This window comes from Prauserella flavalba (assembly GCF_003202235.1).
In the GTDB taxonomy this organism is placed as follows: domain Bacteria; phylum Actinomycetota; class Actinomycetes; order Mycobacteriales; family Pseudonocardiaceae; genus Prauserella_A; species Prauserella_A flavalba.
Genome location: NZ_MASU01000005.1, coordinates 138,332 through 153,196 on the forward strand (window position 1 = coordinate 138,332; position 14,865 = coordinate 153,196).

General features: G+C 71.0%; 9 protein-coding genes. 8 read left to right on the plus strand and 1 reads right to left on the minus strand.

Annotated features, from left to right (window positions below; genetic code table 11):
• Window positions 1-34: 34 nt before the first annotated feature.
• Genes BA062_RS07975 through BA062_RS07990 form a run of 4 tightly spaced genes read left to right on the plus strand, consistent with a single transcriptional unit; the run spans window position 35 to window position 4,653 of the window.
• Window positions 35-1,459, plus strand: coding sequence for a GntP family permease (locus BA062_RS07975; RefSeq protein ID WP_110335428.1), 1,425 nt, complete (start codon window positions 35-37; stop codon window positions 1,457-1,459).
• Between the two features lie 31 nt (window positions 1,460-1,490).
• Window positions 1,491-2,729: a CaiB/BaiF CoA transferase family protein gene (locus BA062_RS07980; protein ID WP_110335429.1), complete on the plus strand. Its 1,239-nt coding sequence runs from the start codon at window positions 1,491-1,493 to the stop codon at window positions 2,727-2,729.
• On the plus strand, window positions 2,726-3,643 hold the full coding sequence (locus BA062_RS07985; RefSeq protein WP_110335430.1) for a beta/alpha barrel domain-containing protein: 918 nt from the start codon (window positions 2,726-2,728) through the stop codon (window positions 3,641-3,643). Before BA062_RS07980 ends, BA062_RS07985 begins: the two co-directional genes overlap by 4 nt.
• The gene (locus tag BA062_RS07990) at window positions 3,640-4,653 is read left to right on the plus strand and encodes a 2-hydroxyacid dehydrogenase (protein ID WP_110337079.1); all 1,014 of its coding nucleotides are present in this window, start codon (window positions 3,640-3,642) and stop codon (window positions 4,651-4,653) included. Before BA062_RS07985 ends, BA062_RS07990 begins: the two co-directional genes overlap by 4 nt.
• Here BA062_RS07990 and BA062_RS07995 read toward each other — a convergent pair.
• Window positions 4,619-5,428, minus strand: coding sequence for an IclR family transcriptional regulator (locus BA062_RS07995; protein ID WP_110337081.1), 810 nt, complete (start codon window positions 5,426-5,428; stop codon window positions 4,619-4,621). The two genes, BA062_RS07990 and BA062_RS07995, sit on opposite strands and share 35 nt — an antisense overlap.
• Between BA062_RS07995 and ilvA the strand changes: the two genes are divergently transcribed.
• The 4 genes from ilvA (at window position 5,427) to BA062_RS08015 (ending at window position 14,838) form a co-directional block, all read left to right on the plus strand.
• Window positions 5,427-6,725: a threonine ammonia-lyase IlvA gene (gene ilvA, locus BA062_RS08000; RefSeq protein ID WP_210406802.1), complete on the plus strand. Its 1,299-nt coding sequence runs from the start codon at window positions 5,427-5,429 to the stop codon at window positions 6,723-6,725. The genes BA062_RS07995 and ilvA overlap by 2 nt on opposite strands.
• 787 nt (window positions 6,726-7,512) lie before the next feature.
• Window positions 7,513-8,574, plus strand: coding sequence for a multicopper oxidase domain-containing protein (locus tag BA062_RS08005; protein WP_245959727.1), 1,062 nt, complete (start codon window positions 7,513-7,515; stop codon window positions 8,572-8,574).
• Between the two features lie 96 nt (window positions 8,575-8,670).
• The gene (locus BA062_RS08010; RefSeq protein WP_425452874.1) at window positions 8,671-12,615 is read left to right on the plus strand and encodes a ThuA domain-containing protein; all 3,945 of its coding nucleotides are present in this window, start codon (window positions 8,671-8,673) and stop codon (window positions 12,613-12,615) included.
• 111 nt (window positions 12,616-12,726) lie between these two features.
• The gene (locus BA062_RS08015) at window positions 12,727-14,838 is read left to right on the plus strand and encodes an OmpL47-type beta-barrel domain-containing protein (RefSeq protein WP_168213904.1); all 2,112 of its coding nucleotides are present in this window, start codon (window positions 12,727-12,729) and stop codon (window positions 14,836-14,838) included.
• The last annotated feature ends 27 nt before the right edge of the window (window positions 14,839-14,865 follow it).

Below are 14,865 nucleotides of genomic sequence, written 5' to 3' on the forward strand. Positions count from 1 at the left end.
GCGGTGCAACGTCGCACGACGGACGGACGGTTGAATGTCAGACACGGCAATACTGATCAACACGGCGGTCGCGATCGTGGCCATCGTGGTCCTGATCGTTCGGTTCAAGCTGAACCCGCTGATCGCGCTGGTGCTCGGCGGGTGCTACCTCGGCCTCGCGGCCGGGCTCGGGGCAGGCGGCACCGTCGACGCGGTGACCACCGGCTTCGGCGACATCATGGCCGAGATCGGCCTGCTGATCGCCTTCGGCGTGCTCATGGGCGCCATCCTGCGTGACCTGCGCGCCATCGAACGCCTGGTGGAGAAGCTGCTCCGCGTGGTGGGGCCGAAGCGGATCCCGCACGCCATGGCGGTGACGATCTCGACGTTCCTGCAGTCGATCTACCTCGACGTGCTCCTGGTCATCTCCGCCCCGCTCGCCAGGGGCATCGCCCCCAGGCTGGGCAAGTACGGCACCGCGAGGATGGCGACGGCGCTGGCCATCGGCCTGGAATGCGGCATCGTGTTCACCATCCCCGGTGTCGGCGCGCTCGCGCTGGCCGGGCTGCTGAACGTGCCGCTGGGCAAGTACCTGCTGTACGGCCTGATCGTCGTCATCCCGACCGTCATCATCGCCACCACCGTGATGAGCCTCGTGCTGACCAAGGGCTGGTGGAAGCCGGAGCTCGACGAACTGCCCGCCGAGGACACCGGCACCGACGAGAGCGCGGACACCACCACGGGCGCCGAGCCGGACGACGAGCCGTCGGGCGGGGGAGTCGCGGCCGCGGGTGGCCGCGAGACCACCACGCTCGAACGGCGGCGCACGCGGACGGAACCGCACCTGCTCGTCCTGTTCGCACCACTCGTGGTCGCCCTGCTGCTGGTGGCGACCGGTGCGCTCGCCGAGGTCGCCGAGTGGGAGAACCCCGTGGTGACCTTCCTCTCCAGCCCGGTGATCGCCCTGCTGATCGGCCTCGTCGGCACGTGCCTCGTCGGCCGCAGGTACATGGGCCAGCCCAAGGTCGAGGAGTCCCTCGGCAGCGGCCTGCGGCAGAGCGGGCAGATCCTGCTGCTCAGCGGTGTCGGCGGGTCGCTCGCCGCCGTGATCGAGGCGGTCGGCCTCGGCGACATCCTCGGCAAGTACCTGTCGGCGAGCACCTGGGCGCCGCTGCTCGTGGTGTGGCTGATCGCCGCGCTGCTGCACGTGGCCGTCGGCTCGGTGACGATCTCCGCCATCACCGCGGCGGGCCTGCTCGCCCCGGTCGCGCCGTCGCTGGGACTCGACCCCGTGCTCGTCGCGCTCGCCGCCGGTGCCGGCTCGCTGTTCCTGGTGCACCTGACGAGCAACACGTTCTGGCTGCTGCAGTCGCTGCTCGGCCAGACCACCCGGGGAACGCTCAAGACCTGTTCGGTCGGGGTGTCCGTCGCCTCCGTCATCGCGATGGGTCCGATTCTGGCGCTGAGCCTGGTCCTGTGACCGGGCCCGTGCCCAAGGGGAAGGGAGAACAGTGCGCGACGAGGGAACACGGCTGCCGCTGGAGGGCGTGCGCGTCGTCGAACTCGGCAACTACATCGCCGGGCCCACGGCCGGGCGGATGCTGGCTGACTTCGGCGCCGAGGTGATCAAGGTCGAGCGGCCGGGTCGCGGCGACGAGCTGCGGAACTGGCGGCTCTACGCCGGGGACGTCTCGATGCTCTTCCGGACCATCAACCGCAACAAGAAGTCCGTCGTGCTCGACCTGCGCACCGACAAGGGCCGCGACATCGTGCTGGACCTCGTGCGCCACAGCGACGTCGTGATCGAGAACTTCCGCCCAGGCACGCTGGAGGGCTGGGGCCTTGGCCCGTCGGTGCTGGAGGAGGCGAACCCGGACATCGTGCTCGCGCGGATCTCCGCGTTCGGCCAGTCCGGGCCGCGCTCGGCGAGGCCGGGTTTCGCCGCCGTCGCCGAGGCGATGGGCGGACTGCGCAACCTGGTGGGCGAGGCCGACCGGCCGCCGTCGCGGGTCGGAGTGTCCATCGGGGACTCGATCGCGGGTCTCTACGCCGCGTTCGGCGTGATGGTGACACTGTTTCAGCGGGCCAGCACCGGCCACAGTGGACCACTCGCCGACCGTGTGGTGGACGTGGCGCTGCACGAGGCGGTGTTCTCGATGATGGAGTCGCTGGTGCCCGACTACCTCGCCTACGGGGTGGAGCGCAAGCGGGTCGGTGGCCGGATGGAGGGCATCGCGCCCACCAATGCCTACGAGTGCCTCGACGGCGCGAGCGTGGTGATCGCGGGCAACGGCGACTCGATCTTCCAGCGGTACATGCGGGCGATCGGCCGGCCCGACCTCGCCGACGATCCGGGTCTGGCCGGCAACGCGCAGCGGTGGGCGCGGCGGGACGAGCTGGACGAGGCCATCGGGCAGTGGACGAAGACCCTCACGCGCGCCGAGGTGCTCAAGGTCCTCGACGACGCCGGGGTGCCGGCCGGTCCCATCTACACCGCCGCCGACATCTGCTCCGACGAGCAGTACGGGGCCAGGAACATGATCCAGCGGTTCCCGGTCGACGTCGGCGCCGGCGAGCCCGCCGAGGTCGGCTTTCCCGGCATCGTCCCGGTGCTGGGCGACGAGTCGCTGCCCATCCGGTCGGTGGGCCCCGACCTCGGCGCGCACACCCGCGAGGTGCTCGCCGGCGTGCTCGGCCGGGGCGAGGACGAGATCGACACGATCGTGGACGAGATGGAGGGACGCCGATGAGCGCCGTGACCGTGCGCGACGTGACGTTGCGGGACGGCCTGCAGCTGACCGGCAAGGTGCTGCCTGCCGAGCGGAAGGTGGCCGTGGTCAGGGAGCTGCTGCGGCTCGGTGTGCCGAGCATCGAGGTCGGCTCGCTCGCCAGGCCGGACCTGGTGCCCTCGATGGGCAACACCGTCGAGGTGATCGAGCGGTTGACGCCGGAGGAGCTGGCGCGCTGCTGGGTGTGGGTCGCGACGCCGCGTCACGTCGAGCGGGCCGTGGCCGCGGGCGCCCGGAACTTCCAGTACTGCCTCTCGGCCTCGGACAAGCACAACCAGGCCAACATCGGGCGTTCGACCGACGCGAGCCTGGAGGCGATGCCGAAGGCCGTCGAGCACGCGCTGGGCGCCGGCGGCCGCATCCAGCTGTGCATCGCGACGTCGTTCACGTGCCCGTTCGAGGGCGAGGTCCCCGAGGAGCGTGTGCTCGCCATCGCGGGCGACGCCAGGGCCGAGGGCGCGGCGGACGTCGTCGTGTGCGACACCCTCGGCCAGGCCGTCCCCGCCCAGGTCACGAGCCTCGTCGCCAAGATCGCCGAGCGGACGCCGCCCCGGCGGATCGTCTACCACGGGCACGACACGTGGGGGCTGGGCGTCGCCAACTCGCTCGCCGCCGCGGCGGCCGGTGCGGCCGAGGTCGACGGTGCGCTCGGCGGGCTCGGCGGCTGCCCGTTCGCGCCCGGCGCGAGCGGCAACGCCGCGACCGAGGACCTGCTCTTCGCGCTGCGTCCCGGCTGGCTCACCCCGGAGACGTTCGCCGCGCTGGTGCGGCTCACCGACGGGCTGCTGGCCGAGCTGGGCGAGCCGAACCGTTCCCGCGCCGTGCAGGGCGCGCACTCCAGCGCCACCGCGTTCCCGTGGGCGCTGGCGTCGTGAGCGGAACCGTCCTGGTCACTACGCCGCTGCCGGAGCCGGGGATGCGGCTACTGCGGGACGCGGGGGAGGTGGTGGTTGCCGAGCGGGCGCCGTCGGCCGCCGAGCTGCGTGAGGCGTGCGCCTCCGGCCGCTACGACGTCGTCGTCGCCCAGCTCACCGACGTATTCGACGAACAGCTGCTGGCCACGGCCAGTATCCGCGGTGTCGCCAACTACGCCGTCGGCCACGACAACGTCGACGTGCCAGCCGCGACCCGGCGCGGCGTGCTCGTGGCCAACACGCCCGGCGTGCTCACCGAGGCCACCGCAGACCTCGCGATGCTGTTGATCCTCGCCACCGCGCGGCGCTGCGTGGAGGCCGACGCGTTCGTGCGCGCGGGCCGGTTCCGGGGCTGGCAGCCGGAGCTGCTGCTCGGCGGCGACGTCACCGGCGCGGCACTCGGCCTCGCCGGGTTCGGCCGGATCGCCCGCGCCACCGCCACGCGGGCACTCGGCTTCGGCATGACCGTGCGCTACACGGCGCGCGGCGGACCCGTCCCCGACGCCGAGCTGGGCCCGCTCGCCGGGCGTGTGCGGTACGTGAGCTGGGAGGAGCTGGTGCGGGAGAGCGACTTCCTCTCCCTGCACGTCCCGCTCACCGACGACACCCGCCACCTCGTCGACGCCGCCGTCCTGCGGGCGATGAAGCCGACGGCCTACCTCATCAACACGGCGCGGGGGCCGATCGTGGACGAGAAAGCGCTGGTCGGCGCGCTGCGCGACGGCGTGATCGCGGGCGCCGGCCTGGACGTCTACGAGCTGGAGCCGCAGCTGGCGGAAGGTCTCGCGCAGCTGCCGAACACGACGCTGCTGCCGCACGTCGGCAGCGCGACCCGGCCCGTGCGCGCGAGGATGGCCGAACTGTGCGCGCGCAACGCCGTCGCGATGGCGGCGGGCCAGCGGCCCCCGCACCCGGTGAACCCGGCGGCGTGGGACGTCACGACGGGAACCGGCCGCCAAGGGCCCGGGTGATCCGTTCCGCATGTTCGACCAGCACGTCGACCCACTCGACGCACTTCTCGTAGGGCATCCGCAGCGTCGGGCCCTGGATCATCAGTGCGCCGACCAGATCGGCGGCCGAGTCGAACACCGGGGCCGCGAGACCCGAGGCGCCGTCGACGCGCTCACCGACCGTGATGGCGTAGCCGTCGGCGGCGGTCTGCTTGATGAGCCTGCGCAGCTCGTCGCGGTTGGTGACGGTGCTGTCGGTGAGCTGGGGGAGCTCGTGCTGGAGGACCTCGTCGGCGAGGTCCGGGTTCCAGGCGAGCAGCACGCGGCCCGAGGAACCGACCGTGATCGGCGCGATCCTGCCGACGGACATCTCCCGGCGCAGGGCGTGGTGGGTCTCGGCGACGGCGATGCACACGCGGTGCTCGCCCTCGGCCCGGAAGAAGCACGCCGTCTCGCCGGTGACGTCCCGCAGGTCCTTGAGCACCGGGTTGACCACGGCGAGCACGTCGAAGTCCTTGGCCGCCGCGGCCGCCCAGTAGGCCATTCGGACACCGATGCGAAAACGGTCGTCGGCGCGGTCGAGAAACCCGTTCGCGACCAGGTTGGTCACCAGCCGCTGCACGGTCGACGTGGGCAGACCGGTAGATTGCTGTATCTCGCGCAACGTCAGCGACGGCCGCTTCAGCGTGAAGGCGTTGAGGATCTCCGTGATCTTGCCCAGCACGAGCAGCGGCGTGTGCGTGGCCCCGTCGGTCGCCCTGGCTGGGTCCCGGCCGTGCTCGTCGCGGCTACTCATGGCACGAACATACGACAGGAGGACCGTGTTGTCTGAGAACGCCCCGGACGCGGGTGTGGTGAGCGCGGCGGACGTCACTGAGGCGGCCGCCCGGTTCGCCGACGTGATTCAGCCGAGCCCGCTGCAGCGCAACGAGCGGCTTTCCCAGCGGCACGACCTCGACGTGTGGCTCAAGCGCGAGGACCTCAACACGGTCCGCTCGTACAAGGGCCGTGGCGCGTACAACCTCATCGCCTCACTCAGCGAGGAGGAACGCTCGCGGGGTGTCGTGTGCGCGAGCGCGGGCAACCACGGGCAGGGCGTCGCGTTCGCGTGCGCGGCGCTCGGCGTCAGCGCGCGGGTGTACCTGCCGAGGACGACGCCCAGGCAGAAACGCGACCGCGTCGCCCGGTTCGGCGGCCAGTACGTGCAGATCGTCGTCGAGGGCGAGACCTACGACGACTGCGCGGCGGCCGCGCGCGAGCACGCCGAGCACACCGGCGCCGTCCTCATCCCGGCCTTCGACGACCCGCGCACCATCGCGGGCCAGGGCACCGTCGTCAAGGAGATCATCGAGCAGCTCGGGCGGGTTCCGGACGTCGTCGTGGTGCCGGTCGGCGGTGGCGGGCTGCTCGCGGGGACGCTGACGTGGCTGCGCGAGACGCACCCCGAGGTGCGCGTCATCGGCGCCGAGCCGCAGGGCGCGGCGAGCATGGCGCGCGCGCTCGCCGAGGGGCGGCCGGTGCCGCTGGAGCACGTCGACCCGTTCGTCGACGGCGCCGCGGTGCGGCAGGTCGGGCGGCACACGTTCGCCGTGGCGGCGCAGCAGCGGCCGCGGCTGGTGGCCGTGCCGGAGGGGCGGATCTGCGTCGAGATGCTCGACCTGTACCAGTCCGACGGCATCATCGCCGAGCCCGCCGGCGCGCTCGCGTCGGCGGCGCTGGTGGCGGACCTGGGGCTGCCCGCGGGCGCGACCGTGGTGTGCATCCTCTCCGGCGGCAACAACGACGTCAGCCGGTACAACGAGATCGTCGAGCGCGCACTCGTCTTCGAGGGCCGCAAGCACTACTTCCTGGTCGAGTTCCCGCAGGAGCCGGGCGCGCTGCGCCGGTTCCTCGACGACATCCTCGGCCCCGACGACGACATCACGCTCTTCGAGTACGTCAAGCGCAACAACCGCGAGACCGGCCCCGCGCTGGTCGGCGTCGAGCTGGGCGCCCCGGAGAACCTGGAGCCCATGCTCAAACGGATGGACGCCGCGCCGCACCGCATCGAGCAGGTGTCGCCGGACAGCCCCCTGTTCACCTTCCTGGTCTGACCCTTTCCGCGAGTCGCCCGTTCCGGCCCGCGAGTCGTGCGTTCCCGGCCGCGAGTCGTGCGTTCCCGGCCGCGAGTCGTGCGTTCCGGATCGCGAGTCGTGCGTTCCGGATCGCGCGGGAACGCGAGTCGCGGACCGGAGCCGGGCACTCGCGCGCCTGAGCGGCGGACCCGCGACCCTGAGCGCACGACTCGGCGTCTGGAGTGCACGACTCGCGCGCCTGAACGCACGACTCGCGGTTCTGAGTGCACGACTCGCGCGCCTGAACGTACGACTCGCGGCGGGCGTAGGCGCTTCGGCTCCGCGTCGCTGCTCCGTTCGTCGTACGACTTCTGTCTCAACGCAGCATAAGTCCGCCTATTTTGACCGTAGATATTTACGGGAGCACCGGAAGTAATTAACTTCCCTCCTGGAACCCTCGGCGCTGAAGGCGAGGCAGGCGTGAGTCGAACGTCGCGACAGGCGGGATACGCGCGGATGCCGCAACAACCACGGCATGCGCTCCTCCGTCGTTCCGGCGGCAGTCCGGTGATCGGCTTCCCGCCCGGCCCCGCCCCGCCCTGACCGGACCCGCCACCCTTCAGAAAGCCCTTCCGAGCACCCCGAACCCCGCGGTCCCCACCCGTCTCCGCACGGGCGAGCCACGCTCGCCCGCCGGTACGCCGTGCCGCGGCGAGCCCGCATCCGTCCACACGCGACCACGCGCACGGCCACGTTCCACCCCGCACCTCCCCACCCCGATCTCCCCGGGTCCGCACGCGCGCCCGGGTACGCGAATGGAGACCCCATGGCTGAGAAACCCGCCCGCCCGCGCCTGACGCGCGCGATGTCCCGGCGTTCCATGCTGGCCGGTGCCGCGGCGGCGGGCGTCACCGTTCCCGTCGTCGCCGCCGGGCTCGGCACCGCGGCGGCGGCGCCGGAGACGGCACGCCCCGCGCGCGCGGGCGTGACGCGGCGGATCACCGTCTACGCCGAGGAGATCGGCGGCGGTCTGTTCGGCTACGGCCTCTCGCCGGGCACCGCGACCGTGCCCGGACCCATCCTCGAGATCTGGGAGGGCGACACCCTCGAGATCGACCTGGTCAACAACACCGACCGGCGCCTCTCGATCCATCCGCACGGCGTGGACTACGACGTCGACTCCGACGGCAGCCCGCTCAACGCGTCGTTCAACGAGCCGGGCCAGCGGCGCAAGTACATCTGGAAGACCAGGGCACCGTACCAAAAGGACGGTCGCTGGATGCCGGGCAGCGCGGGCTACTGGCACTACCACGACCACGCGATGGGCGGCGACCACGGCACGGACGGCCTGCGGGCCGGGCTCTACGGCGCGCTCGTCGTGCGCCGCGAGGGAGACCTCCTGCCGAAGCGGCAGTACACCGTGGTGTTCAACGGCATGACCATCAACAACCGCGTCGCGCCCGACATCCCCGTGATCGAGGCCAACCTCGGCGAGCGCGTGGAGTTCATCGCCATCGGCCACGGCGACTTCTTCCACACCTTCCACCTGCACGCCCACCGCTGGGCCGACAACCGCACCGGCATGCTCAGCGGCCCCGACGACCCGACACAGGTGATCGACAACCGCGACCTCAACCCCGGCGACTCCTTCGGGTTCCAGGTGATCGCCGGCGAGGGCGTCGGTCCCGGCGTGTGGATGTACCACTGCCACGTCCAGTTCCACTCCGACGGCGGCATGGCGGGTGTCTGGCTGATCCGCAACGCGGACGGCTCGATGCCCGAGGGCGCGCAGGAGACGCTCGACCGCTACCACCAGCACCACCACGCGATGCAGGAACCACAGCAGCTCGAACAGCAGCAGCCCGGCACCACCCACGAAGGCCACTAGGGCTCACCACGAGTGAATGGAGTAGGGATGGGTCGAAGAAGGTTGGCACTCCCGCCCCGCGGCGGCCGATTACGGCCGAGACCGCTGCGGCGCGGCATGATCCTGCTGACGAGCGCGGTACTGACACTGGGGCTGACCGCGCTGCCCGCCACCGGCGCGCCCGCCGAGCCCGTGGCGGCGCAGAACCGGGCCGCCGCGGCGGCGAGCCAGGTGAACGTCCTGGTGTTCCGCGGCGTCGCGGCCGAACAGGCCGACCCGGTCGTCCGTGCCGCGCGGGCGATCGAGGAACTGGGGGAGAGCAACGGGTTCACGGTGGACATCTCCACCGACCCCGCCTCGTTCACGACGGAGAACCTCGCCCGCTACCGCGGCATCGTCTTCCTCTCCGCCGAGGGCAACGAGCTGAACGCCGGGCAAGAGTCGGCGCTGCGGCGTTACGTCGAGGAGGGCGGCGGCTTCCTCGGCATCCGCGACGCCGCGAAGGCGCAGGCCCGGTCCGAGTGGTTCGGCGGCCTCATCGGCGCCCGCCCCGCGGGTAACCGGCCCGTGCCGGAGGAGGTCGCCGCCGTCACGGTGAGCGGCGAGAACCCGCCCAACGAGACCGGCGCGAAGCTCGTGGACGGCAACCCGAACAGCAAGTGGCTGACGTTCGCCGACACGGGCTGGGCCGCGCTGGAGCTGGCCGAGCCCGCCGCGATCTCGCACTACGCGCTGACCTCGGCCAACGACTTCGCCGGCCGCGACCCGCTGGACTGGACCCTGCAGGGCTCCCAGGACGGGCAGACGTGGACCGACCTCGACCGGCGCACCGGCGAGGACTTTCCCGAACGGTTCCAGCCCAGGGAGTTCCGCTTCGACAACACGGAGGCGTACGCGCACTACCGGCTCGACATCACCGCCAACGCGGGCGAGTCGGCGACGCAGCTCGCCGAGATCGAGCTCTACACCGCCGACGCGACCCCGCCTCCGGGCAGCGAGCCCGAGCCGCAGCAGGCCGTGGTGAGCGTGGTCGACCGGCAGCACCCCGCCAACGAGGGGCTGCCGCTGACGTGGAAGCGCTCGGACAAGTGGCTCAACTGGGAGACCAACCCGGTGGGCGAGGTACACACGGTGGCGCAGGTGCAGGAGCACACCTACGACGCCGGCGCCAACGGCAATGGTGCGTTCCACCCGATCTCGTGGTGCCGGGACTACGACGGCGGCCGGTCCTTCTACACCGGGATGGGCGGCACCGTCGGCAGCTACGGCGAGGCCAAGTTCCGCGGTCACCTGCTGGGCGCACTGAAGTGGACGACCGGTGTGGTCCGGGGCGACTGCCAGGCCACGATCGCCGCGAACTACAAGACCGAGCGGCTCACCGGGCAGAACCAGCCGGGCCAGCTCGACCAGTACGGCGAGATGCACGGTGTCACCGTCGCGCCCGACGGCACGGTCTTCTACGTCGGCAAGGCGGCCTGCCCCACCGGCCCCGTGCCGAACTGGGACCAGGAGAACGTGGGTCTCGGCTGCGGCACGATCCACCAGTGGGACCCGGAGACCCGCAAGGTCAAGCTGATCACCACACTGGAGGTGTTCGGCAACCGCGGCAGCGGTGACGAGCTCGTCAAGAGCGAGGAGGGTCTGCTCGGCATGACCCTCGACCCGGAGTTCTCCGACAACGGCTGGATCTACGTCTACTGGATGCCGTACGAGTCGATCGACAAGGAGAAGCGGATCGGGCAGCGGACGGTGTCGCGGTTCACCTACGACGCCGCGACCGACACGCTCGACCTCGCCAGCCGCAAGGACATCCTGCAGTGGGACACGCAGATCCACAGCTGCTGCCACGCCGGTGGTGGCATGGACTTCGACAAGGCGGGCAACCTCTACATCGCCGTCGGCGACAGCAACTCCTCGCAGGGCTCGCAGGGCTACTCCGGCAACAACTGGACCCAGGAGTACGCCGGCGTGTCCTTCCAGGACGCGCGCAGGACGTCGGGCAACACCAACGACCTGAACGGCAAGATCCTGCGCATCCACCCCGAGGACGACGGGACGTACACGATCCCGGAGGGCAACCTCTTCCCCGAGGCGGAGGATCCCGGTGACAAGACGCGCCCGGAGATCTACGTGATGGGCGTGCGCAACCCGGCGCGCCTCGACGTGGATCCCGTGCACGACTGGGTCACCACCGGCTGGGTCGGTCCTGACGCCGGTGCGCCGAGCCCGGAGCTGGGCCCGGCCAAGTACGAGACGGCGACGATCCTCACGTCGGCGGGCAACCAGGGCTGGCCCTACTGCATGGGCAACAAGCAGCCCTACCGCGACCGCAGCGACACGGACGCGTCGGTGCTCACGGGCTGGTACGACTGCGACAACCTCAAGAACACCTCTCCGCGCAACACGGGGCTGGTGGACATCCCGCCCGCCAGGACCAACATGATCTGGTACTCGCCGCAGGGTGGTGGCCCGGTGTTCCCGGAGCGGCCCGACGGCAGCGGCATCCCCACCTACAACGAGGAGGACAGCACCTACACGCTGCCGTTCGTGAGCGGCGGCTGCCAGGCCGTCATGTCGGGTCCGACGTACCACAGCTCGCTGGTGGACCCGGAGAGCGACGTCGCCTGGCCGTCCTACTGGGACGACAAGTGGTTCATCGGTGACGAGTGCAACCCGAACAACCGCGTCGCCGTGACCGTCGACCCGGCCACGGTGCAGCAGCAGGGCCCGCCGGCGTTCGCCGAGGACCTGCGCGACATCATCAAGGCGGGCGGCGCCGACACTCAGCTGCAGAGCTGGATGGGCGCGCAGTTCGGTCCCGACGGCGCGCTGTACCTGATCGACTACGGCAGCGGCTTCTTCAGCCTCGCACCCAACCAGAAGCTGCTGCGGGTCACCTACGAGGGCGGGCCGGCCACCCCGGCTCCGGCCGCGAGGGCGACCGCGCTGCAGAACAAGCCGCTGACGATGGCGTTCAACGGATCCAGGTCCGGTGGCGTGTCGTACGAGTGGCGCTTCGGTGACGGCGGCAGGTCCACCGAGGCCAACCCCGTGCACACCTACGGCAGCATCGGCACCTACACGGCCACGCTGACGGTGACCTACGCCGACGGCGAGAAGGCGACGACCACCACCAGGGTCGACGTCGGCTGCGCGGTGCCCGACACGCGGGAGACCGTGTGGCTGCGGGACTCCGACACGGGCGTCGAGAACCACGAGGTCGGCAGCGGCTGCACGGTCAACGACCTCATCGACGACGAGAGCACCTGGTCGACACACAAGAAGTTCGTCGACCACGTCACGAAGGTCGCCCGCGACCTCATGCGCAAGGGTGTGCTCGTCCGCGCGGAGCGTGATGCGCTGATCAGCGCGGCCAAGCAGTCTCCCATCGGCAAGGTGGGTGACTCGGGCTGGGAACCGATCTTCAACGGCACGGCCGAGTCGCTGCGCGGCTGGGAGATGGCGCCGTCGGGCCGGTTCGACATCCAGCCGGACGGGTCGCTGCGCAGCTCCGGTGGGCTCGGAATGCTGTGGTACGCGGCGAAACCGTACGCCGACTTCTCGCTGAAGCTGGAGTACAAGGACATCGCACCGGGGCAGGGCCGGGCCAACAGCGGCGTGTTCGTCCGCTTCCCCGACCCGAGAACGCCGCTCGAGCAGCGGCCCGCGGGCAGCTGCGGCACCGTCGGCTCCGCAAGGGACTCGCAGGCCTGGGTGGCGATCTACTGTGGACACGAGGTGCAGATCTACGACGGGGAGTCCGGTGAGCCACAGAAGACCGGATCGATCTACAACTTCGACCCCGTCGGGCTCGACCAGGCCGGCGCGACGCCGAAGGGTGAGTGGAACACCTACGAGATCCGCGTCGTCGGGCAGCACTACACGATCCTGCGCAACGGCGTGGTGATCAACGAGTTCGACAACCTGCCCGGCAAGGAGTCGTCCCGTGCCGGTGACCCGCCGACCGATCTGCGTCAGTTCCGCAACGGGTTCATCGGGTTGCAGAACCACGGGGACAACGACCTGACCGAGTTCCGCAACATCCGCGTGCGGGAGCTGTAAACCGAGGCAGCCGGCCGGTGCGGGCGCTCTTCCGGACGTCCGCACCGGCCGGTACCACTTCACGAGAGGTGCAGCACGCTTATGTACCAACGATTACGCACATCGCTGGGCGTGGCCGCCCGGCGGGGCACCGTGGGGTTGCTGGGCGTTCTCCTGGTGGCGTTGTGGGTGGTGCCCGCCTCGCTCGCCGGCGAGCAGGCCCAGCGGACGGAGTCGTCCCAGCAGGCGCAACAGCAGATCCTCACCTGGACGGCCAACGACAGCATCACCGAGTACGCCTCGGCGCCGAGCACCGCCACGGCGGGCGCCGCGACGCTGGTGTTCGAGAACAGCACCGCGACGGGCAACACGACGGGGATGCCGCATACGCTGACGTTCGACACCTCGACGCCCGGCTACAACCACGACGTGAACGTCAACATCACGGCGAGCCCGTTCGACGCCAACCAGGGCCGCTACGAGGTGGACGTCAACCTCACGCCGGGCCAGTACCGCTACTACTGCGCGCTGCCGGGCCACGGTCAGATGGCAGGGGTGCTCACGGTCACCGACGGCGGTGGCGAGGACACCACGGCGCCCTCGGTCGCGGGTGAGGTCACCGGTGAGCAGGACGCCGACGGCAACTACGTCGGCACGGCGACGGTCGCCGTCTCGGCGCAGGACACCGAGTCCGGCGTCGCGTCGGTCGAGTACCAGCTGGACGGTGGCGGGTTCCAGCCCTACACCGACCCGGTGGCGGTGAGCGAGCCCGGCGAGCACACCGTGGAGTTCCGGGCGACCGACAACGCGGGCAACGTGTCGCAGACCGGTTCGGTGACCTTCACGGTCGTCGAGCAGGCGCCGGAGGACACGACCCCGCCGACGGTCACGGGCGAGCTGAGCGGCACCCAGGACGCCGACGGCAACTACCTCGGCAAGGCCACGGTCACGGTCAGGGCACAGGACACCCAGTCGGGCATCGCGTCCGTGGAGTATGAGGTGGACGACACCGGGTTCCAGCCCTACACGGGCCCGGTGGAGGTCGCCGAGCTCGGCGACCACTCGGTGCAGTTCCGGGCCACGGACAACGCGGGCAACGTCTCCGAGACCGGCTTCGTGACGTTCCGCGTCGTCGAGCCCCCGGAGGGCGACACCACGCCGCCGCACGTGATGGCGGAGGTGACCGGCGAGCAGAACCCGGACGGTCACTATCTCGGCTCGGCGAGCGTGGAGCTGACCGCGCACGACGCCGAGTCCGGTGTGGACGGCATCGAGTACGCGCTCGACGGCGGGGAGTTCGCCGCCTACAGCGGCCCCGTCGTGGTGTCGGCGCCGGGCGAGCACACCGTGAGCTACCGGGCGACCGACAACTCCGGCAACACGTCCGAACCGGGTTCGGTGACGTTCACCGTCGTCGAGAACGGCCAGGAGGACACGACGCCGCCGCAGGTGTCGGCGGAGGTGACCGGTGAGCGGGACGGCGACGGCAACTACGTCGGCTCGGCGACCGTGTCCGTGACCGCGGTGGACGAGGGGTCGGGCGTGCACGGCGTGGAGTACGCGCTCGACGGCGGCGAGTTCACCGCCTACACCGATCCGGTCGAGGTCGCGGCGGAGGGCGAGCACACGGTACGGTTCCGCGCCACCGACCACGCGGGCAACACGTCCGAGCCGGGTTCGGTGACGTTCACGGTCGTGCCCGGCCAGCAGGAGGACACCACGCCTCCCGTGGTCACGGCGCGGCTCACCGGTGAGATGGACGCCGGCTGGAACTACCTCGAGTCGGCGAAACTCACGCTCACCGCCACCGACGAGCAGTCCGGCGTCGCCTCGGTCGAGTACAGCTTCAGCGAAGGGAGCTTCCGGCCGTACCGGGTCCCGCTGACGATCGCCGACGCGGGCGTGTACACGGTGTCCTACCGTGCCACGGACAACGCCGGCAACGTGTCGGAGACGGGCACGGCGACGTTCACGATCGTCGACCCGGAGCCGACGTGCTCGGTGTCCGACACGCGGGCGACCGTGTTCGTGGGCGCCGAGGACACCGGCGTCGCCAACGTCGACACCGGCAACGGGTGCACCATCAACGATCTGATCGACGAGGAGGCCGAGTATCCCGACCACACCGCGTTCGTCACGCACGTCCGTGAGGTGACCGCAGGCCTGCTGGCGGACGGCATCATCACCAAGCAGGAGCGGCAGCGCATCGTGCAGGCCGCGAAGAACGCCGAGATCGGCGTCTGACCCACGCCGCCCGGGCCCGCCTCGCCG